At 55.9% G+C, this 21,769-nt stretch carries 20 protein-coding genes; 2 read left to right on the forward strand and 18 right to left on the reverse strand.

What is annotated here, in order from left to right; genetic code table 11:
• Positions 1 to 411: 411 nt before the first annotated feature.
• A complete protein-coding gene (locus AC2FJF_RS14140) occupies positions 412 to 996 on the forward strand; it encodes a LytTR family DNA-binding domain-containing protein (RefSeq protein WP_496725971.1) in 585 nt (194 codons plus the stop codon).
• 2 nt (positions 997 to 998) lie between these two features.
• On the opposite strand, the gene pdeM is transcribed toward AC2FJF_RS14140, so the two are convergent.
• The 15 genes from pdeM to AC2FJF_RS14215 form a co-directional block, all read right to left on the reverse strand.
• Positions 999 to 1,661: a ligase-associated DNA damage response endonuclease PdeM gene (pdeM, locus tag AC2FJF_RS14145; RefSeq protein WP_496725972.1), complete on the reverse strand. Its 663-nt coding sequence runs from the start codon at positions 1,659 to 1,661 to the stop codon at positions 999 to 1,001.
• A gap of 41 nt (positions 1,662 to 1,702) precedes the next feature.
• On the reverse strand, positions 1,703 to 4,114 hold the full coding sequence (locus AC2FJF_RS14150) for a ligase-associated DNA damage response DEXH box helicase (protein WP_496725973.1): 2,412 nt from the start codon (positions 4,112 to 4,114) through the stop codon (positions 1,703 to 1,705).
• 40 nt (positions 4,115 to 4,154) lie between these two features.
• Complete coding sequence (locus AC2FJF_RS14155; RefSeq protein ID WP_496725974.1) at positions 4,155 to 5,462, reverse strand: DUF8689 domain-containing protein; 1,308 nt, start codon at positions 5,460 to 5,462, stop codon at positions 4,155 to 4,157.
• Between the two features lie 116 nt (positions 5,463 to 5,578).
• Positions 5,579 to 6,124, reverse strand: a complete 546-nt coding sequence (locus AC2FJF_RS14160; RefSeq protein WP_496725975.1) for a prepilin peptidase — start codon at positions 6,122 to 6,124, stop codon at positions 5,579 to 5,581.
• 3 nt (positions 6,125 to 6,127) lie between these two features.
• Positions 6,128 to 6,979 carry a tetratricopeptide repeat protein gene (locus AC2FJF_RS14165; protein WP_496725976.1) on the reverse strand — a complete coding sequence of 284 codons (852 nt, stop codon included), beginning with the start codon at positions 6,977 to 6,979 and terminating at the stop codon, positions 6,128 to 6,130.
• 30 nt (positions 6,980 to 7,009) lie between these two features.
• A complete protein-coding gene (locus tag AC2FJF_RS14170) occupies positions 7,010 to 7,591 on the reverse strand; it encodes a tetratricopeptide repeat protein (protein WP_496725977.1) in 582 nt (193 codons plus the stop codon).
• 7 nt (positions 7,592 to 7,598) lie between these two features.
• Entirely contained in the window at positions 7,599 to 8,588 is a 990-nt protein-coding gene (locus AC2FJF_RS14175) for a type II secretion system F family protein (RefSeq protein WP_496725978.1), read from the reverse strand.
• Between the two features lie 10 nt (positions 8,589 to 8,598).
• The gene (locus tag AC2FJF_RS14180) at positions 8,599 to 9,567 is read right to left on the reverse strand and encodes a type II secretion system F family protein (RefSeq protein ID WP_496725979.1); all 969 of its coding nucleotides are present in this window, start codon (positions 9,565 to 9,567) and stop codon (positions 8,599 to 8,601) included.
• A 12-nt stretch (positions 9,568 to 9,579) separates the two neighbouring features.
• Positions 9,580 to 11,025: a TadA family conjugal transfer-associated ATPase gene (locus tag AC2FJF_RS14185; protein WP_496725980.1), complete on the reverse strand. Its 1,446-nt coding sequence runs from the start codon at positions 11,023 to 11,025 to the stop codon at positions 9,580 to 9,582.
• Positions 11,026 to 11,049: 24 nt separating this feature from the next.
• Positions 11,050 to 12,285 (reverse strand): CpaE/TadZ family protein, encoded by a 1,236-nt coding sequence (locus AC2FJF_RS14190; RefSeq protein ID WP_496725981.1) that lies wholly within the window; start codon positions 12,283 to 12,285, stop codon positions 11,050 to 11,052.
• 199 nt (positions 12,286 to 12,484) lie between these two features.
• Entirely contained in the window at positions 12,485 to 13,108 is a 624-nt protein-coding gene (locus AC2FJF_RS14195) for an OmpA family protein (RefSeq protein WP_496725982.1), read from the reverse strand.
• A 17-nt stretch (positions 13,109 to 13,125) separates the two neighbouring features.
• Positions 13,126 to 14,532, reverse strand: coding sequence for a type II and III secretion system protein family protein (locus AC2FJF_RS14200; RefSeq protein WP_496725983.1), 1,407 nt, complete (start codon positions 14,530 to 14,532; stop codon positions 13,126 to 13,128).
• Positions 14,533 to 14,723: 191 nt separating this feature from the next.
• Positions 14,724 to 15,599 carry a Flp pilus assembly protein CpaB gene (gene cpaB, locus AC2FJF_RS14205; protein ID WP_496725984.1) on the reverse strand — a complete coding sequence of 292 codons (876 nt, stop codon included), beginning with the start codon at positions 15,597 to 15,599 and terminating at the stop codon, positions 14,724 to 14,726.
• A 156-nt stretch (positions 15,600 to 15,755) separates the two neighbouring features.
• A complete protein-coding gene (locus tag AC2FJF_RS14210) occupies positions 15,756 to 15,971 on the reverse strand; it encodes a hypothetical protein (protein ID WP_496725985.1) in 216 nt (71 codons plus the stop codon).
• A 91-nt stretch (positions 15,972 to 16,062) separates the two neighbouring features.
• Positions 16,063 to 16,281 (reverse strand): Flp family type IVb pilin, encoded by a 219-nt coding sequence (locus AC2FJF_RS14215; protein WP_496725986.1) that lies wholly within the window; start codon positions 16,279 to 16,281, stop codon positions 16,063 to 16,065.
• Positions 16,282 to 16,634: 353 nt separating this feature from the next.
• Here AC2FJF_RS14215 and AC2FJF_RS14220 point away from each other — a divergent pair, with 353 nt between their 5' ends.
• A complete protein-coding gene (locus AC2FJF_RS14220; RefSeq protein WP_496725987.1) occupies positions 16,635 to 17,495 on the forward strand; it encodes a lytic transglycosylase domain-containing protein in 861 nt (286 codons plus the stop codon).
• Positions 17,496 to 17,537: 42 nt separating this feature from the next.
• Here the strand turns inward: AC2FJF_RS14220 and AC2FJF_RS14225 are convergent, their stop codons facing one another.
• The 3 genes from AC2FJF_RS14225 to topA all read right to left on the reverse strand — a co-directional run bounded on the left by AC2FJF_RS14225 (position 17,538) and on the right by topA (position 21,599).
• Positions 17,538 to 18,164: a CoA transferase subunit B gene (locus AC2FJF_RS14225; RefSeq protein WP_058276937.1), complete on the reverse strand. Its 627-nt coding sequence runs from the start codon at positions 18,162 to 18,164 to the stop codon at positions 17,538 to 17,540.
• A complete protein-coding gene (locus AC2FJF_RS14230) occupies positions 18,164 to 18,868 on the reverse strand; it encodes a CoA transferase subunit A (RefSeq protein WP_108861806.1) in 705 nt (234 codons plus the stop codon). The genes AC2FJF_RS14225 and AC2FJF_RS14230 overlap by 1 nt, the downstream gene beginning before the upstream one ends.
• Before the next feature lie 103 nt (positions 18,869 to 18,971).
• Entirely contained in the window at positions 18,972 to 21,599 is a 2,628-nt protein-coding gene (gene topA, locus AC2FJF_RS14235; protein WP_496725988.1) for a type I DNA topoisomerase, read from the reverse strand.
• Positions 21,600 to 21,769: the final 170 nt, after the last annotated feature.

Raw genomic sequence — 21,769 nt, forward strand, 5'->3', positions numbered from 1 at the left:
GCGCAAACAAACTCCCAGAACCAGAAGGCCTCACAGCCTGACCTGGTGCGTTAGGGCGCAAATAATGCGCCTTAACGCACCGGTAAATTGTCCAAGCGCCAAATTTGACCATGATGTCAACGGGCTAAATTTCCCCACTTTAAGGTTTGAATGTCTGAATGGCGCGTGGTAGCCGGGATATCCCAGCCGTTTACAGTGTGTGAATGTTAGCTTTCCGGGGCTTTTGGCTGGGCCCCTGAAAGCGGTTTTTGATATGGTATGACTTCAAAGCTAAGACCCATCTTAAGCCTGTGCAGCCCACAACGTGTGGTGGCCGGAGCGTTCTTCCTTCCTATGCTGGCTTACGCTTTTCCGCCATTCCAGATGTCTGATTTGCCATTTGTCATATGCTTCTTATTTTGGTTCGGGGTGATGGGCATCGCTGTGACGTCGACCTGGATGGCCCGAAAACTGATCCGCGAAACCGGGACTGTTCTGAACCTGCCGGTGCGTGACCTGGCAATCGCCCTGTTTGTTCTGCTGTTGTTTATCCCGTCCCTTTGGTTGCTGGGCGTGGTTCTGTTTTCCATTGGGGGCCACTCTGCACCCGGCATCCCGCAGGTTATAGGATACAGCGCCTTGTTTACTGCTGGCCTAATACTGACCAGCCGAGCGGAACGCAAAAGCGCACCACTATCATCCCCGGCACCGCGGCTTGCGCGACGGTTGCCTGCGTCTTTTCAGGGGCAGATTTATCGCCTGAGCTCGCGCAATCACTATGTGGATGTGGTCACATCTGAGGGCACCTTTGCGATCCGGTTACGGCTCTCTGATGCGGTTGGGGAAATGGAGCCCTTGCGCGGGCACTGTGCGCACCGCTCTCACTGGGTCGTGGATGAAGCAGTTGCAGCCACTGAGAAAGTAGCCGACAGAATTTACTTGAAGCTGGTGAATGGTGACCTGATACCAGTCAGCCGGAAGTACAAGCCGAAGCTCGAGGATGATGGGCTGATATGATCTTAGCGCGGCATTGGGATGATTTGCGGATGAGGGCCGGTCAGGATGGCCATTGCCCGGTCGCTCATCAAGTCACTTAGAACCTTCTCGGAACTTCGCAGCCCGCCTGTATAGGTGCCATAGGCCGGTAGGATAAGCCGTGCATTGTCCAGCAAAAACGCCGGGCGTGTGATCGTCCGACCGCGTGCCCTGATGCGGGTTTTGGGATGGTAGTGACCCGAGACTTCACCTTGCGCACCAAGTAGGGCGATATGTCGGAAAACCAGCGGACCCACCGTGTATTCAGCCAGATGTGTTCCGCCCAGATCTATTGGGCCCGGGTCGTGGTTTCCTTCGATCCAAATCCATTGTCGGCCTGCCTGAAGGGCCGTCAACGAAAGCTTCTCGGTGGTGCCCAATGCAGTCAACGCATCCAGATCGTCAAAGCTATCGCCCAGACAGATGACAGTTTGCGCGCCGGTTCTGTCGATGTCTACGGCCAGCCTGGTCAGGGTGTCCTGACTGTCATAAGGCGGAAGTGAGGGACCACCGCGTCGCGCCATACGTTCGGATTTGCCAAGATGCAGATCGCTGACGCATAGCAGGTTCCGGCTTGGCCACCACAACGCACCAGTTCCCAGAGCGCGCAGGTCTTGATCAACAAAGGAAAACGCCAAATCGTTCATGGTACGTTCTTTGCCTGTTTTGACCTCTGGCGCAACCTGATTTACTTCGTGTCCAGTCCCGCAGCCTGTAGCAACCGGGCGCTTTCCTCGGCCAACAGGCGTTCTTCGGCGGCACCTTTGACTGGTACCTTGCCAACCTCCAGAAACAACGGAGCAGCAAGCGGAGAGACCCGATCAAGCCGAACCAGATCGATCCGGTCGCCAATGCGTTCGATCATCGCCTCGATACGCCCAAAATCGACCAGGCCGCGCATTGCTTCCTCGCGGGTGATCTGCATCAGCAGGTGGTCGGGGTCATACTTCAGCAGCGTATCGTAAAGAATATCCGAGGAAAACGTAGCCTGACGCCCGCTTTTGCGTTGCCCGCCTGTATTGCGCTCGATCAGGCCTGCTATTGTGGCCGAAGCGCGAAAGGTGCGTTTCATGACAGCGTTGCCCGCCAGCCATGTCTCAAGCCCGTCACGCAGTTTGTCCAATTGGAGCAATGGGCTTGGGTCGGTCACAGCATCCAAGCCCCAAATCAGCGTCGCATAGTCGGTGGCAACAAAACCAAGCGGCGCCAACCCGGTTTCCTCCATCCGTTTGGTCAATAAAAGCCCAAGGGTCTGTTGCGCATTGCGCCCAGCGAAGCCGTAAACACACAGGTGTTCACGACCGTCATTGGGAAAACTTTCGATCAGCAAGCGATCCCGTTGAGGCAGTCGGGACATATCCCGCTGCAACGCTAACCATTCGGCCGTGTGGGCAGGTAGTTGTGGCCAGTCTGGCTGAGCGAACATGCGCAGGATACGGTCGCTGAGTTGGGTCGAGGTCGCGAACTTGGTGCCCGAAAATGTAGCGATCTTGGGCTTCTTGTCCGCCCGGCGGCTGACCTCGACCACCATTTCTCGCAGCCCCTCGTACCGTACGATCTGTCCGCCGATCAGAAACGTGTCTCCGGGCGTCAGAGAGGCTGCAAATGCCTCCTCGACCTCACCCAGCGGCTTGCCCCCGCGATTGCGCTTTAGGCGGACTTTCAGCGTGTCTGTGTCCTGTATCGTGCCCAGGTTCATACGAATACGCTGTGCTGCCCGTGGGTCTCTTAGCTGCCATTTCCCATCTGGCCGCTGCAACAGCCGCTGCCAGCGATCATAGGCGCGCAGCGCGTAGCCGCCGGTTGCACAGAAATCCAAACAGGCGTCGAACTCAGCGCGGCTGAGATCAGAATATGGCCCTGCTGCCGTCATTTCGGTGAACAGGGCATCTGCATCGAACGGACCTGCCGCAGCGGCGATGAGCATATGCTGGCACAACACGTCCCTTGGGCCCGGTCCGCGCGGTTCGCCATCCAGATCATGGGCCTTTGCCGCCTCCAACGCGGCGACGCACTCGACCACTTCAAACCGGTTCGCTGGCACTAATAGGGCTTTGGACGGGGCGTTGTAACGGTGGTTGGCACGACCAATGCGTTGAACCAGACGTTTGACGTTCTTGGGCGCGCCAATCTGGATCACTAGATCCACATCGCCCCAGTCGATGCCCAGATCCAGACTGCCGGTGCAAACAATGGCGCGTAGGTCACCGCGGATCATTGCAGCCTCGACCCGTTCGCGCTGTTGCCGATCCAGGCTGCCGTGGTGAATTCCAATGGGCAGCCCGTCATCATTGGCAAGCCAAATGTTGTGAAAGAATATTTCGGCCTGCGCGCGGGTGTTGTGAAAGATAAGCGTGGTTTTGTGTTGTTTGATCTGATCCAACGCCGCAGGGATCGAGTAGGCCGCCCCTCCACCGGACCAGGGCGGCATCTCTTGCGTCTCAAGCATTTGGATATCGGGGTCGGGGCCGGGATCAGCCTGAATGATCTTGCAAGGATCGGGGTGGCGGGCCAAAAACTGCGCGATGGCATCGGGGTCTTCGACTGTGGCCGACAGGCCGACGCGTCGCAGGTCAGGGCACAAGCTTTGCAAACGGGCCAGCGCCAACATCAACTGATCGCCACGTTTGCTTTCTGCCAGCGCGTGAATCTCGTCCACGATCACGCGCTGAACGCCTGCAAATATCCGCGGGGCGTCTTCGTACGAAGTTAGCAAGGCCAGGCTTTCAGGCGTGGTCAGCAGGATGTGCGGAGGGTCCACGCGCTGACGTTTCTTTTGCGTGGCCGTGGTATCGCCTGTTCGGTCTTCAATGCGAATGGGCAGACCGATTTCATCCGCCGGGCCGCGCAGGTTGCGGCGAATGTCGGCGGCCAACGCTTTGAGCGGCGAAACATAGAGCGTATGCAGGCCGGGGTGATCATTTTCCGCCAGTTCGGCCAGCGTCGGCAGGAAACCGGCCATCGTCTTGCCACCGCCGGTTGGCGCAATGAGCAAAGTGGCCGGGTCCGCAGCCCGGTCAAACATCTCTTGCTGATGTGGGTGGATGGACCAGCCTTTGGTGTCAAACCAATTCGTGATCCGGGCGGGAATCTGCGTCATGAACGCAGACTACCCGGCCTGTCCCGGAAATGGCACGGCGTTATTTTACGATTGTCTCGTCTTTAACGAACATGTTGGCCCAGGCCCTGTCAATCAGGTCGGGGCTCATCTGATAGGGGATGCCCTCGAACTCGCAGATCGAGATCATCTGGTCGATCAGGAAGATCGGCTGATAGTTGGCGTAGACGTTGTTGATGGTCGGGTATTTGACCTTCAGCAAATGCACCAGAGCGGATTCATCCAGCGGCATGCCGCGTTTTCGCGCCACCATTGCGAAAATTTTCAGGAAGTCTTCTTGAACCGGACCACCGATCTTGATCTTGAAGAAGATCCGGCGCAGGGCCGCTTGGTCGAAGATCTCGTTCGGGTGGAAGTTGGTCGAGAAGATAACCAGTGTGTCAAAGGGAACCTCGAATTTTTCGCCTGATTGGAGGCCAAGAATATCCTTGTTCTCTTCCAGAGGAACAATCCAACGGTTGACCAGCGCTTGTGGCGGTTCCTGCTGACGACCAAGGTCGTCCACGATAAAGATGCCGCCGGTTGATTTCAGTTGAAGCGGCGCCTGATAGGTGCGTGCAGTCGGGTTGTAGACCAAATCCAGCATGGAAAGCGACAGTTCACCGCCCGTTACAACGGTCGGGCGTTCGCATTGAACATAGCGTGTGTCGAACCGTTTGCGGCGGCGCAGACTGTTGGGGTCATCTGCTTCCTGCTCGATCGCGGTGTGGACGATCGGGTCATAAACGGTGATGACCTGACCGGCATACTCGATGGCACGAGGTACATAGACGTTGTCCCCTAACGCGTCGCGAATACCGTTCGAGATCGAGGACTTACCGTTTCCCGGAGGGCCATACATCAGAATGGATCTGCCAGCGCTGACCGCGGGGCCCAGATGGTCCAGCAGGCTGTTGGGCAGAACCAGATGCCCCATGGCGCCCGTTAGCTGATCGCGGGTCACTTGAATATTTCGGATAGACTGACGCTTGACCTGTTCCCGGTAGACGTCCAGCGGAACCGGCATGGCGCCGAAGTACTCAGATTGGCTCAGCGCGTCCAGAGCGCGGGCTTTGCCGGCATCGGTAAGCTGATAGCCCATCTCATTGCCACTGTTGGCGTTCAGTGTGCCGGTCGCTTCGAGCAGCTTTTGTTCGCGGGCAATGTCCACAAGTTCTTGCGTGACCGCACCTGGCAAACAGACCGCTTCCGCGATTTCCGTGACCGTATCCACGTTCTTTCGGAATATCGTCTTAAGCAGAATGTCCCGCATCATCACGATGGGCAGTTTCATTTCGGCCATACCCTTAGGGGCAGGGGGAGCCATAACCGAGGTCGTCTGCATATTCATGAGCGTTGCCCGTCTATCCACTAATCACGCCAAAAGCCCCACACGGGCCACTTGCCTAAAATCTTAACCTGGTTTGTGTCAGCACCAAGGCACTGAAAAGGCGGACTGATGATAGTTTATGAGCCGGAAACAGTACCGAGAATCAGATAGATCGCCAGGCTGGCCCCCAACGGAAAACCCATCGGGAATTTCTTGCCCCGATCCCAGCTTTCCCAGTCCGGGGCAATTGCCCTAAGGCGCGTGTGTTTGGCCAGCCGATGTGTCACATATGCACCAAGCATGGCACAAGTGGCGATCAGCGTCATAAGCAGATAGTCACCGGCCCAGACAAAGGCCGAGGCGGCCGCTAGAAACTTGGCATCACCTGCGCCCATAACCCCAGCCGCGTTGAGCAGGATGCCAAAAAACAGAACGACAAAGATGTGCTGCAATTGCCATAGATAGGGCGGCAGCGTCAGGGCAATCGGACCAACGCCGCCGGTCGTCCACTCGGTGGACCAAGGTGGCAGCACAATCAATCCGACAACAGCAAAAATCGCGACCAAAGCGATCACGGCGTGATTTTTGATCAACATGCTACGCAGATCAGTGAAGGCTACGTACAAGCAGATCGGCAACACAAATGGCAAAAACCATGCGGCTGCCGTCGCAGGGATATTCATGAATCAGGCCTCTTCAAGCGCGCGAAGCGATCGAACGGCTTCCTCATAATGCTGCGGGTGGGTTGCAATGGCTTCGCGGAACAGGTTCTTGGCCGTTGTGATGTCGCCTTGCTTGATTGCAGAAATGCCCATTGTATTCAGTAACATGGCCCGCTCAACCTGCGTCAGAGGAACAACCGGCATGTTATAGTTGCCCTGCGCGGCCCGGGCCAGAACAAGGTTGTTCTTGGCGGTGAACAGCGATTTGTCCTGACGGATAGCTTCGGAAAACAGCCTTTCCGCATCCGCGTAGTCACCGCGCGATAGCTTGGAGTAGCCCCAGTTGTTCATAACGCTGCCAGGGCGCGTGGTCAGACCGACGGCTGTTTCGTAAAAGTGATCTGCGCGTTTCCAGTCTTTGCGAGAGTCCGCAACGACCGCCTCAAGGCGGTAACGTTGGAATGTCTCATAGGTTGGAGGAACAGAATCCAGCGTCGACTTGGCGGTCGACCAGTCACCTGCGCGGACCGATGCCGCGGCGTATTCGACCCGGTCGACGTTGCTCGCGCCTTTCATGGTTGTCACTTTTTTCCACGCCGAAGCGGCCTCGGTCGTGCGTTTGGCGCGCGTAAGAGAAATCGCGAGGCCCCGTTGCAGGTCGATCCGGCCGGGGTTCTTTGCAGCAGCACCTTTGAAATAGGTCACAGCCTCGTTCGGGTCAGCCGCGGTCAGAAGAACCTCGCTCAGGTTGGTTTCGTCAATGACGTCCACCTCCTGATAGGTGCGTTCGACCTTTTCTTCCTCGGTTTCTTTTTCGCAGGCGGACAGGACCATCCCGCAGATTACCATCGTTGGAATCAAGAATTGCTGGCGCATTTTTTGCGTCCCTTACTGCTCTTGCCAATGTTACGGGAGCTTGCGCAGCTTGAATTGCCCGTCGCCTTGCTGCTCCAGTGTATATTCTTGTTTTTCCGGGGTAGTATTAACAGGATTTTCCATTTTTGCGAGTGCTAAGCGCAGATTGTCCAAGATTGCGTCACTTTCGCCATTGTCCAAAGCAAAGGCCCGCCGGAACATCTGTTCTGCCTCGGGGTATTCGGCCTTTTCCATCAGCACAACACCAAGATTGTTCCACGCGATAGGCCAGTCAGGCTCATCCTCAATTGCGCGGCGCAGCAGTTCCTCTGCCTGCCCTAAACGCCTGAGACCCAGGTTCGCAGTCCCCATTGAGGTCAGGAGTTCCGTTGTCATCCCCTGATCCAGCGCGGCACGGGAAAAGGATGTCAGCGCCAGCTCATATTCGCCCGATGCCATCAGCCGGTTTCCGACTGTAACCGGATCAACAGCTTCGGCCTTAGGGTCGATGCCAGGAGCATCCAGATCGTTCGAAAAGCCTGTTTCTGTACAAGAGGCCACCATGGCAAGAACCAAGGTGGCCTGAAACGTGCGGCGTAGCCTGAACCGGATACACCTGAAATTTGAATTCATCGGGACGTTATCCACCGGATCCACTGTTTGCAAAGTCCGCGATGCCTTTTGCCGAGGGGCCGACCAGAATGACCAGCAACGGCGGCACCGTCAGTATCATTGTGGCAAGTGTCATTTTGGTTGGCAACTTATTCGCAGCCTCTTCGGCGCGCATCACTCGTTTGTCACGCATTTCACCGGCATAAACCCGCAGGGCTTCGGCGATTGATGTACCAAATGTGGCCGACTGGATCATAACAGTCACGAACGAGCTGACGTCCTGAACACCGCAACGTGTGCCAAAGTCTCTGAGAACGCTGTCCCTGTCCTTACCTGCCTTCAGTTCGTGCGCGACGACTTCGAACTCTAGGGCGATATCCGGGTAAGAGACTTTCATCTCAGCCGCGACCCGAACGATTGCCTGATCCAGCGACTGACCCGCTTCCACGCAGACCAGCATCAGGTCCAGAGTATCGGGAAACCCTGCGACGATGGCTTCTTCTCGCTCGGCAACGCGTCGCGTGATCCAATAGCGCGGGAGGAAGTAGAACGCACATGCCGGGATCAAGACGCGGGTGGCCGTTTGAGTCGGTGTGAATTCTTGGCCACCGGAGAAAACCGTGACCAACAGAACACCAATCGCGACCCCGACCAAACCAAGGGCAAATTGGGCAAAGTGGAAAAAGCGCACCGCGTCCTTGGATTGATACCCCGCCTGGCGCAGCTTGAGTTCCATCGCGGACAGTTCTTCCTGATTCTGTGGTTCCAGGAAGTTCGCAAATTTCTGAAGCTGCTCGTTGCGACTGGCTTGTCGCAGTTTGTCCTTGTTGCCTTTCTTGCCTTCCTTGGGCGCTGCATTTGAACGTTGCAGTTTCTTGAGAGGGTCCTCTGGTTGGTTCAACATCAGTGGCACGGCCACCAGAATCATAAACAACCCCAGAACACCAACCACAATAAGTGGTCCGAACGGCCCCAAATGCTCGGTCAGGACTTCATTGATTTGGGTCAGAAATTCCATACTCAAGCCCTCAGACTTTGATGTTCGTAAGAATGCGCATGACGATCAGGTTCAGTGTCAGCATGATGCCCACAAAGAAGCACATCGGAATGAACCACTCGTGGTCAACAACCTCGTCATAGTAGCCCGGATCTTTCACCAGAATGAACAACAGGCAGAAAAGGGGGAAGCCAGACAGAAACTTGCCGGACCATTTAGCTTCGGCAGTGATCGCCTTAACGCGCCGGAACAAGCGAAACCGAGCACGGATAACTTGGGCCAAGCCCGCCAAAATTTCCGCCAGGTTACCGCCTGCCTGTTGTTGGATTCCGACAGCAACAGACAAAAAGCGCAAATCTTGCATCCCCAGACGTTCTGCCATGTCCTTTAGGGCTTCACCCACGTCACGGCCATAGGCGCATTCGTCAGCGATGATACCAAATTCCGTTCCAAGCGGATCCTGTACTTCGCTCGCAACAATCTGAATTGTTGAGACAAATGGGTTACCAACGCGAAGAGAACGAACCATTAGTTCAACGGCGTCGGGCAGTTGTTCCTCCATCAGGCCCATACGTTTCGAGGCTTTGTGGTTCACCCAAGCATAGACACCCCCGACACCGATCCCAATCGAAAGCGCAATCCGCAATACGGTATCCGTGGCCGTCCCGATACTTAACCCAACATAAGCAAAGCCTGAAACCAGCACCATGATCATAACCAACTGGCGTGGCGAAAAGGCGATAGCAGCTTTTTGTGCCTTGTCGGCCAAAAGCGAATAGAGCGGGATGCTCTGGGTTTTCATATGCTGCTGCATTTCCTTGCGCAGCTGTTCCAGGACCTGCTCGCGTCCGACGCCTTTCTCAAGCATATCCAGACGCCGGTTCACGCGGCTGTTCAGGCTGATGGACTTGCCAAATGCCACAAGATAGATGCCCTCGACCAGGAGAAGAACTCCGACGAAGATCACAACATAGATAAGAGCCTCTACGGGCAGTTGCATATCCGGATCTCCTTAGACGGTCGTAGGTTCGTAGATGGATGGAGGCAGATCAAAGCCCCACAAGCGGAAGCGTTCGGAATAGTGGCTGCGCACACCGGTCGCGGTGAAATGGCCAATGATTTTGTTGTCCGGCGTTAGACCAACGCGTTGAAACTTGAAAATTTCCTGCATCGAAATCACGTCACCTTCCATCCCTGTAATCTCGGTGATCGAGGTCATCCGACGCGAGCCGTCCTGCAAGCGGCTGGCCTGAACGATCAGGTTCACAGCTGATGAGATTTGGCTGCGGACCGCTTTGAGAGGCATCTCGATTCCGGCCATTGCGATCATGTTTTCGAGACGCGAAATCCCGTCACGGGCCGAGTTGGCGTGGATCGTGGTCATCGAACCGTCGTGGCCGGTGTTCATAGCCTGCAGCATGTCGATCACCTCGGCGCCACGCGTCTCGCCAACGATGATGCGGTCAGGACGCATACGAAGAGCGTTTTTAAGACAGTCGCGCGGGCTGACTTCGCCTTTGCCTTCGACGTTAGGGGGGCGGCTTTCCATCCGTCCCACATGGGTCTGTTGCAGCTGAAGTTCCGCCGTATCCTCGATGGTCAGGATGCGTTCGGCGTCATCAATAAAGCTGGACAAGGCATTCAGCGTCGTCGTTTTGCCCGAGCCTGTACCGCCCGAGACGATGATATTCAGACGCGTTGAAACAGCTGCCTGCAAATAGGCGGCCATTTCTTCGGTAAATGCGCCGAAATTGACCAGATCGTCGATGGCCAGCTTGTCTTTTTTGAACTTACGAATGGAAACAAGCGACCCGTCAACGGCGATAGGTGGCACCATTGCGTTGAAACGCGACCCGTCAGCTAGGCGGGCGTCGACATAAGGGTTGGATTCATCGACCCGACGACCCACGGCGGATACGATCTTGTCGATGATCCGCATCAGGTGCTTTTCGTCCTTGAACGTGACGTCGCTGATTTCTAGCTTGCCGTGCCGCTCGACAAAAATCTGCTGAGGGCCGTTTACCAAGATGTCGTTGACGCTGTCGTCTTGAAGCAGCGTCTCAAGGGGCCCCAGACCAGTGACTTCGTCATACAGTTCCTTGTTTAACTGCGACCGGTCTTCGCGGTTCAGAACGATATCACGAGATTCAAGGATTTCGCTCGAGATTGCGCTGATTTCTGCACGAAGTTCAGATTCTCCGGCCTTTTCAAGTGCCGCAAGATTCAGGTTTTCCAGCAGTTCCCGGTGCATCTCGATCTTGATTTCACCCAGGCGCTCTTTGCGCTTGCGATCCCGGTCCGAAGCGACCGGTTCAGCGGCCTTTTTTTGGATTGGGCGACGGGCGACGGCGTTTTCAGTGGATGCTTTTTTCGGAGCAGGCGTTTGTGCCGCAGCCTCAGGCGTAGGAGCAGCCTCGACCGGCTGCGCTGCTGGCTGCTTCTTGTATCTTGAAAACACGGCGACTACCCCTCTGAAATACGGTTACGCGGCTTCGGCGCTGCTGCTGCCCAAACTGTGAAGCGATTTTGCAAGTTTTGCGATTTCCCGACGCAGCGGGTTTTTGGCGGCGGATTTGGCCAGCGGCAATCCGTGATCACCGCTTTGCATGACGGGTTTGCCACCATCTGGCAATTGCAGGTCAATTGAAATGCCCAGGCTTTCGCCCATTCGCTTGACCCGGCCTTTGCCATTCAAGTCAGTGAATTTCGGGGCTCGGTTCAGAGCGAACCGGAGCTTGTTGAACGGCAGTTCCTCGGCCTGAAGGGCGCGTTTCAACCGCAGCGCGTTCTGAGCGGATCGCATATCCAGCTCGATCATGGCAAAGTACACATGTGCAGCCTGAAGAACCGTTTCCGACCAATGAACAAGGGTTGTCGGCATATCGACAACCACGTAGTCGAATTTCCTGCGGGCTATTTCGATGACGCGCTCGATGTCTTCGGGTGTGATCAGGTCCAACGGAACCATATCGGACGGTGCAGTCAGGACCTCAAGCTTTTCCTCATAGGTTTGTAGGGCCTGCGAGAAGACATCGTCGTCCATCGAGTTTGTGTCCGACAGCATCTCAAATATGGTTTCGCGTCGGGGAAGGTCCAGATAGGTCGACACGCTGCCGTATTGCAGATCCAGATCGATGACGCACACAGAAGGTGCCTCTTTGTCTGACGCAGTTGCCAGCTCCCAGGCGAGATTGACCGCCATAGTCGTTGATCCCACACCGCCTGCCAGCCCATGGACCACAAACAGCGCGCCTTCCTTCGAATCACCGTGAGCGGCAGGAGCTGTCGCAACCGCAGTCGCTGCTACCGGCTCAGGTTTGTTCATGCGCTCGATGGCTTCCTGCAGCTCTCCCTCGGGAAGAGGGTAGGGGACAAACTCGTCCGCGCCCTTGCGAAGTAGTTGGTGCAGAGATGCAGGTGTGACGTCTTCGGCGATCAGTACGATCTTGATCTTTTTCTCTTTGGCCTGCGAGATGATCTCGCCCATCAGAGAAAGGTTGTCCTCATCTTCTCCGTCAATGGCAAGCGCAACGAATTCAAGGCTTTCCGCCTCAGGTTGGCTGAAAAAAGCCAGGGCTTCGGCGAAGCCAAGGTCGCCCCAGCGTTCGCCCAAAATGGTTTCCATGTCCTCGATCAGAAGATCAAAATTTTGGACGTCACGGCTGATCGTGCAGGCCAGAATGGCAGTTCCGTCATCATGCGTTTTGGCGCTTGTCATTCACACAATCCTCGTCGTCTGGGCCTGCTCACTGCCCGAACATGTCTGGTTCGGTTCAGTTCGCTGTTGCCCGGCCGCGGCCAATTCGGGCCGCACTTCACCTAATTGTTGAAAAGATGGCTTGGAACTTAGGCAAGATTTTGGCGCAAAAGAACCAATTGTAGGGAAATGGGCGACGATGCCGCCCATTTCTTATGGATTATTCATCACTGCCGCCAGCATCGTCGCGCTGGATGTAGCTTTCCCTCGTGGCGCTTTCGACGTATTCGCGGTACACGATTTCGGCGTATTTGCCATCCAGAACCAGCGGATTGCGATCCAAAAAGCCCGACACTTCGGTGACCGTGCGCCTGTTGCGGCGATCTCGGTTCGGAGTGTCGATCAGAGGCCGCGTTTTCCCGAAGGAAACTACAGCTTCCAAACGCGACCGCGAGATCCCTTGCTGCGTCAGGAATGCAACGGCTGCGTTTGCACGACGTTGCCCAAGCGACTGGTTATACCCGGTTGAGCCAACGGCATCGGTATGGCCGTAAACGCGGAACCGTGCTTCGGGGAACTGCTTGATCCATGCCGCTTGCCGCAACAAGACCCGCTGCGCCTGAGCGTCCAGCTGAGAACTGTTAAACGCAAAATTGATCTGCGTTGGCACTTCTGCGGCAAACCGCTGGCCCAGGATTTGTGCGTATGTCAGCTCACCGTTCATGACCTGAACGTTGTTTAGAGTTGCGTTGCCAAAGGCGCCTTGGTCAGCTTCGTACCCCGCTTCACGTGTACACGCGGCAACGGCGACCGACAGACCCAGTGTTATGATCCACTTTTGCATTGGTCCTATCCTCTCAATCATTCCAGGATGTAGCCGTATGAGCTGCCAAAGTCCTGTTTGGCGACTTCAGACGCAGCACCCGAACCAACGCGTGTGGTTCGCGCCGTTCTTCCGTTCAAGAACAGGTCAAACTCGCTAGGCGGTTTGACGCGGTCTGTCGGCAGGGCCAGGGCTTCACCACGGGTGGGTGATACCAGATGGGCTGTGACGATGATAACCAGTTCAGATTGCTGACGCTGGTATTCCGCGCTGCGGAACAAAGAACCCAGTACAGGAATGTCGCCGACCCATGGGATTTGGCTGTTCAGGTCTGCGAAGTTGTCCTGAATCAACCCTGCAATCGCAAAGCTCTCTCCGTCTCGCAATTCAACTGTCGTCTTTGTTTGACGCGAGATAAAGGTAGGCACGTTGTTGCCTGCAATTGAGAAGTTGGAGTTCGGGTCAATAGTTGAGACCGATGTTCCCAACTCAAGGTTAATCAGATCACCATCCACCACGCGAGGAGTAAAGAGAACCTGCACACCGAAGTTCCGATATTCGATTGCAATGTTGCCGTCATCCGCAGGAACAGGAATCGGGACTTGGCCACCCGCCAGGAATTCAGCTTCCTGACCTGACAGGGCTGACAGGTTGGGCTCTGCAAGAGTACGGGCGAGCCCTTTGGTTTCGAGCGCCTCCAACAACAAGCGTACCTGCGTTGAACCGGCACCAAAGCCAAACAGGATGGCACCTGTATTTGTCTGCTGGAAGGGAATTCTGTCGGCGAGGGCGTTCGCCAAAGCGCCTGCACTGTTCAGGGTGTTGAAGCCGCCCGTAGCGTCACCGCCGCCAAAGCCCAACGATGCAGTCAGACTTTTCGCAACCGACCGATTCATTTCGGCAAAGCGAACTTTCAGCATAACCTGTTGAACGCCGCCAACGGACATCAGGTTCGAAACCCGCTCGGGCGCGTAACGTTCTGCAAGCTCCAGAGCACGGGCCAATTTGGCCGAGCTGGAAATCGTGCCAGAAAGAACGATGCCGTCGTTGGCAGTGCGCACTTCGATTGGCTCACCCGGTAGAATCTGCCGCAATCTCTCTTTGAATTCAGACACATCCGGCGAAACACGGACCCGAACATTGGCCAGCAGGTTGCCAGCCCCATCGAACAAAGTCAGCGTGGTCAGGCCAGGTGCCTTACCCAAAACATAGATGGTACGATCAGAAAGGGACGAAATGTCAGCGATGCCTGCGTTGGCAATGCTGAGTTCCGCAAAAGGTGTTTCGCTTTCAACGACGATTGCGCGGTTCATCGGAACGTCCAGCGTTTCCGCCGTACCGTTCTTAACCACGCGAAGTGTTTCAGCCTGGACAGCAGTGCTGGCCGAACTGATAACTAACGCCAACCCCAGAAGGGTTGCGTTGAACCAAGATTTTATTTTCATGTGACCTGCCTCTCCGATCACGCCTCGTTTTAGGTCTAATGCCTTATGTGCGGTAACACTGCGCGAATTACGATTTTATTGCAATAATCAATGGTTTCTGGAATTTTCCTTATGTGGGTAATGCGCAACATTCGAAACGAAACAAGCCGCGCTGATGGCGCGGCTTGTGGCGTTAACGTTTTGATTTCGCGCTAGTTTGTGCAGGGCGTTATTATTCCGGTATCGACGATTTCGCCGCCACGACGCGCCTTAACCGTGCAAATCTGTTTCTCGACTTTGACGGGTGCGGGCGCTGCTTCTTCGATTCCCAAGAGTTTTCTTTGGTCCACTTCAATCGCAGTCGCAATAGTCTCATCTTGTGCACCGACCAGCGCCAGTGACAACCGCCCGGTGTTCTGTGCCTGGGCGAGAGCGGCGACCTGTTCCGGGGTAATAGCGACAGTAACCGTCCTGGCAATAGTTGTGCCGGTCACGTCCGATCCTGCGGTCTGATCAATTGCGATAAGTTCGATGTTGGTCTGGATTAGACGTGTGATCTCTCCCTCGCCGCCAGTACCTCTTAGGGATCCGGTCCAGTAAACGTCGACGTTATCGCCTGGGCGTAAAAAGCCAGATACACCAGATGCAACATCTACACTGATTGCGAAGGCGCGCATGCCTTTCTCAAGACGAGACGTAAGGCCGGCCGACTCACCGGGTTGGGTAACTTTGACTTCCAAAAGGGCTTCGTCTTTTTCGATTGTACGAAGGATAAACCGCTCGCCCCTCCCATCCGTGGGAAACAAAACGGCCATATCCGAAAAAGTCCCTTCGGGAATCGCGTCCTCAGGCCACTGCACGATGCGTACATCTTCCGGCGCAAGACGCTCCCCATACTTCATGGCCCGGTTAACGACCGTGACAGGGACTGTTGGAATGGTCTTAACATTTGCGAGCGCGTTTTGAGTCGCCAATCTTTCCCGTTCAAGTTCCGCTTGGGTTTGACTGATGTAGTCCCTTGCCAAGTAGACGGCCCCACCGGCCAAAGCGACCCCAACAATCAGGACAAGTCCAAATACTAGCCGCATTCGCGTCCCCTCTTAGTTATTCGATTTAGTTAGTTCGTCAAAGATTTACGACGAAGATCAACACTGATCTAAAGGGAGATTGTGTCGAAAAGGGGGACAATATTTGAAAATTTTCGCGTCCAATAATTTTTTTTGGACATTTAAGCAATTGCGAGTTCACGAATCCGGTGCGTCGAAACGCACGGAAATTTCGTCAGCGACATCGATCCCACTTAGGGCTGCACCTGATCTGGCATCCAGGTCTCGGACTGGTTGATGAAAAACAACGAAAACACCGGCGGCAATTCCCACGATTGCGGCTGTCAAAACCACCCAGTCAACCGTCACGGCCCCGTCTTCACGTTTGCAGAATAGGATCGTTCTTTTGAACATATCGTTTCCAATGCTGGGCCATGAAAAATTACGGGGCCGAGTCAAACAACCCAGCCCCGAGAAAAATAGTCACAAAGACTAAGCGCTTAGATTAAGGCGTGGTCGGCGGAGTGACAGGGATCGATGAAGCGGTTTTGGTCGCCGCGTCGGACAGAGTCGCACCTACTTTGTTCGAAACAGCCTGAGTGCCGGTACCGATTTGGGTATAGGCGACCGATGCCAGGCCAACGATTGCTGCGGTCAGAACGACCCAGTCTACTGTTACGGCGCCGTCTTCGTCTTTGCGGAAGTTCTTGATGAACTTGATCATGTTACGTCCCTCCTAAAGGATCTAAAAAAGTCTATTAAACCTCGGCGTCTATCAGAGCTTCCTCTCTCAGTCCGCTCCCGATCGTCTCGGTATGGCACTATGATTGACCGCTATGCGTGGCAGGAATTGGGCCAAACACCATTTTTTTTTGATGAAGTTTAACTTTTTGGTAGTTATTTTGGTAAGTAATTGAAAAAAAACAATAAAAAACTTCACTACGCAAAGGTTGTCTAGACGGCCAGATGCAAATTTGCGGCAAATGAGGCGAATTTGCCCCATTTCACGTTGTTTTTCTGGCTTTACGGGCAGATTCGAGGTTCAAATCAACCAAAAGAAAAACATGAGGCAGGCAAATGAATCTCCGGCTCGCAATGACTTGCGCTGGTTTGACGGCGTTGATGCTGTCTGGCCCTGTGCCAGTCGTGGCAAACGAGGTTGAACCAAGAGGTGTCTACAAACGGATCAAGGCCCCCAAGCCCGGCACACGACCGCGCGTCACGGTTCAGATCACGCCCGATGAGCATGCGAAGATCCCGTCTGCCCCTAGTACGGGGGTAGAATTGGTCGAACCTGAAATCATCGCGCGCACGCGTGTCGTACCGCCAACTCTTCCCGGTGCGAGCAAAAAACCGGTTGGTTCGTACAAGGCTTTCTGGGAAAGGGTGTCGCCGTCCTTGGCCGAGGCCGGGTCCGGACGACTGCACGATGCCATGAATGCGCTGGCTGCGATCAATGTCGCGGCACCCCGTTTGCAGACCCTGCAAAACATCGCCCAACAGCGCCGCGTGGATATTCTGCGCTCGACCGTTGGAACAAATGTCTCACCGGCATTGGTTCTGGCGGTCATTTCCGTTGAGTCCGCTGGGCGCACTGACGCTGTAAGCTCGGCCGGGGCACAGGGGTTGATGCAATTGATGCCTGCAACCGCCAAACGGTTTGGAGTTCAGGACAGTACCCAGCCGTCGCAAAACATCGCGGGCGGTGTGAAGTACCTGAACTGGCTGATGGAAGAATTCGGTAACGACCCGATCCTCGTCCTTGCAGGGTATAACGCTGGGGAAGGGGCCGTACGTAAGCACGAGGGCGTCCCACCTTACGCAGAGACCCGTGATTACGTACCCAAGGTTCTTGCAGCGTTTCAGGTGGCGCGGGCGTTGTGTTCGACACCGCCTCAGCTGATAACGGATGGGTGTGTATTCCAAACGTTGAACTGAAAATGGCCCACCCGAAACGGTGGGCCTTTTCATTGGTGTGAATTAGTTGACGATGTTGGCTTCGGTCGCGGCGCGGATTTCGTCTTCGGTCACGCCTTCGGCAATCTCGATGATCTTCAGGCCGCCATCAACCACGTCCAGAACGCCAAGGTTGGTGATAATGCGATTCACCACCTTCTTGCCGGTCAGGGGCAGGGTGCACTTCTTCAGCAGCTTGGACTTGCCGTGCTTGTTGGTGTGATCCATCACGACGATCACGCGACGAACACCTGCAACCAGGTCCATCGCGCCGCCCATGCCTTTAACCAGCACGCCCGGAATCATCCAGTTGGCCAGATCGCCTTCTTCATCGACCTCCATCGCGCCCAGAACGGCGGCCGCGATCTTACCGCCGCGGATCATGGCAAACGATGTGGCACTGTCGAAATAGGCGGTGCGGGACAGCTCCGTGATCGTCTGCTTGCCAGCGTTGATCAGATCCGGGTCTTCTTCGCCTTCAAAGGGGAAGGGGCCCATACCCAGCATTCCGTTCTCGGATTGCAGGGTGATGTCCTTGTCGCCCACGTAGTTTGCCACCAGCGTCGGAATACCGATGCCGAGGTTTACATACATGCCGTCTTCCAGCTCTTGCGCCGCACGTGCGGCCATTTGATTACGATCCCAGGGCATTATGCTTCCTCCTTCTTACGGGTGGTGCGTTGTTCGATGCGCTTTTCGTGCTGACCCTGAATGATGCGATGCACGTAGATGCCGGGCAGGTGGATCATATCGGGGTCCAGCGAACCACGCGGCACGATTTCCTCGACCTCGGCGATGCAGATTTTGCCACAGGTCGCAGCAGGTACGTTAAAGTTGCGCGCGGTCTTGCGGAAGATCAGGTTGCCGGTGTCATCGGCCTTCCAGGCTTTGACAATGGCCAGATCGGCAAAGATGCCTTCTTCCAAGATGTAAGTCTCGCCATTGAAGTCTTTGTGCTCTTTACCATCGGCGATCACGGTGCCCACACCGGTCTTGGTATAGAACCCGGGGATGCCTGCGCCACCGGCGCGCATACGCTCGGCCAGGGTTCCTTGCGGGTTGAATTCCAGCTCCAGTTCTCCGGCCAGATATTGGCGCATGAACTCGGCGTTTTCACCGACGTAAGAGCTGATCATCTTTTTGACCTGCTTGGTCTGCAACAGGATGCCGATGCCGAAATCGTCAACGCCGGCGTTGTTGGAGGCAAACGTCAGATCTTGAGCGCCCGAGTTCTTGATGGCCTCAAGCAGCAATTCGGGAATACCGCACAGGCCGAAACCGCCCGCCGCGATCATCATGCCGTCCGAAATCACTCCATCAAGCGCTTCGGTGGCATTGGCATAGACTTTCTTCATGGAAAACTCCCCCAATGACATGGTGATGGCGCAGGTTGTGCCGCCACGTCACGGGGAAGTCAATGAAACCAAGGGGTGGGTGGTATTTCTACCTAACCCCCTGTCAGGTGGCGGCCTTTTTGGCCGCAGCTTTCTTCTTGGGGGCCGCTTTTTTCTTGGTGCCCTTTTTGGCTGCGCGTTCGTTGACCAGTTCGATGGCCATTTCCTGTGTCACGTCCTCGGGCTTGATGTCTTTGGGAATGGTCGCGTTGACCTTTTCCCATTTCACGTATGGCCCATAGCGCCCATCCAGCACCTGCATCGCGCCGCCATCGGGATGCTCGCCCAATTCCTTCAACGCTTTGGCCGCTGCGCGGCGGCCCCGTCCGGGGTTGGCGCGCTTTTCAGCCAGCAACTCGACCGCTCGGTTCATGCCGATCTCGAACACGTCGTTGGGGTCTTTGAGATTGGCGTAGACCGGTTTGGCCTCATCGGCCAACTGATGCATCAGATAGGGACCAAACCGCCCAAAATTCGAGCTGATCATGCCGCCCTCGGGGTGTTCGCCAATCTGGTGGGGCAGGGACAAAAGCGTCAGCGCCTTGTCCAGATCCATGTCATCCTTGCTCCACCCACGCGGCAGTGAGGCGCGCGGTGGTTTCTTGTTCTCGGGCGTCGGTTCGCCGCGCTGAACATAGGGGCCAAAGCGGCCGGATTTCAGCCAGATATCATCCCCTGCATCTTCGCCCAGAAGACGTTCCTCGCCTTCAGCGCCTTCGCCGGCGATGGGGCGGGTATAGGTGCATTCAGGATAGTTTCCACACCCAACGAACCCGCCGGTGCGCGACGTCTTCAGGTGCAACTGACCCTGTCCGCATTTCGGGCAGATACGCGGGTCCGAGCCGTCTTCACGCGGCGGATAAAGTTGCGGCGCCAGGGCTTCGTCGAGTTTGTCCAGAACCTCGGAGATCCGCAATTCGGACGTTTCGCCAATAGCAGCCGAGAAATCGCGCCAGAACTTGCTCAGCAACTCCTTGTAGTCACGCCCACCGGCGCTGACGTCGTCCAATTGTTCTTCCAGATTGGCGGTGAACTCATACCCCACATACTGCCGGAAGAAGTTCAGCAGGAAGATCGTAACGATCCGGCCCTTCTCCTCTGGGATCAGCCGGTTCTTGTCTTTGCGCACATATTCCCGGTCCTGAATCGTGGTCACGATCGAGGCATAGGTCGACGGTCGCCCGATCCCCAGCTCTTCCATCCGCTTGACCAGCGTAGCCTCGGTGTAGCGCGGCGGCGGTTGAGTGTGGTGCTGCAGGGCCAGTACAGATTCGTTCTCGGATAGAATGGCCTCTTTCGCGGCCTTTTCAGTGCCCTCGCTGGTTGCTTTGGTGAACTGATCGCGCAGGGATGTTTTGGCAAACCGAGCTGGATCGCCCTGCATGATTTGCGGCAGGCGCTTTTCATCATCATCGGCCACGTCGTCGCGGCCTTCTTCATAAACGCGCATGAACCCGTCGAACAGAACAACCTGACCGGTGGCGCGCAGGCCGATCTGGCCGTCATCGCTGCCAATCTCAACCGTAGTGCGCTCCAGTCGCGCAGCAGCCATCTGGCAGGCAATGGTACGCTTCCAGATCAGGTCATACAGCTTGCGCTGATCTTCATCTGTGACCTTCAGGGCCTTGGTATCGCGGGACATATCCGTCGGGCGGATACATTCGTGCGCTTCCTGGGCGTTTTTGGCCTTGTTTTTATAGATACGCGGGCTGTCCGGCACGTATTCTGCACCGTAACGGTCTGTGATGGTATCGCGGGTGGCCGCCACGGCCTCGGGCGCCATGTCGATGCCGTCGGTCCGCATATATGTGATGTAGCCCGCCTCGTAGAGGCGTTGAGCAACCTGCATCGCGTGACGCGCGCCCATTCCGAACTTGCGGCTTGCTTCCTGCTGCAAGGTAGAGGTCATGAAGGGCGCGCTGGGGTTGCGCGCGGCAGGCTTGGCTTCGACCGAAGAAACACTCAGCGCGCGGCTGGTAATGGCCTGCACCGCTAATTCAGCCTGGGTGGCGTTGGCCAAATCATGTTTGTCCAGTTTCTTACCGGCCAGTGTGACCAGGCGTGCCTCATAAGTCTGGCCGCGCGGTGTTTCGAACACTGCCTTCACAGACCAATATTCGACTGGCTTGAACGCCTCGATCTCCATCTCGCGCTCGACGATTAGGCGCAGACAGACTGACTGAACGCGACCGGCGGACTTCGCGCCGGGCAGCTTGCGCCACAGGACCGGCGACAGGTTGAAACCCACCAGATAGTCCAGCGCGCGGCGGGCCAGATAGGCCTCGACCAGCGGCATGTCGACCTGGCGCGGGTTCTGCATCGCCTCGGTCACGGCGTCCTTTGTGATCGCGTTGAAGGTCACGCGGCTGACGGGAGTGTCTTTCTTGATCGAGCGGCGCTTGGTCAGGGCTTCTTGCAGGTGCCAGCTGATAGCCTCACCCTCACGATCAGGGTCAGTCGCGAGAATCAGAGCGTTGTCTTCCTTCAGCGCATCGGCGATGGCTTTGACATGTTTGCGGCTGTCGTTACCGACCTCCCATTTCATCTCAAATTCATGCTCGGTATCGACGGATCCGTCCTTGGGCGGCAGGTCCCGGACATGGCCATATGAGGCCAGCACCGTGTAGTCGGGGCCAAGATATTTGTTGATTGTTTTGGCCTTGGCAGGGGATTCTACAACAACTACAGGCATTTAAGGGAAAACCTCGCTCGACGGAATTGGCGCCTTCTATGATCGTGCAAGATGTGGAGGGCAAGGGCGAATTGTCAATGCGTTCCTTTGAACACAGGAATTATGTTGTTATTTCAATCACGTAGCCTGTGCACAAAAAGGGCTTGGGCAGGAACCGCTCGTCAGAGTTG

The sequence above is a fragment of the Ruegeria sp. CDSB013 genome (assembly GCF_059611165.1).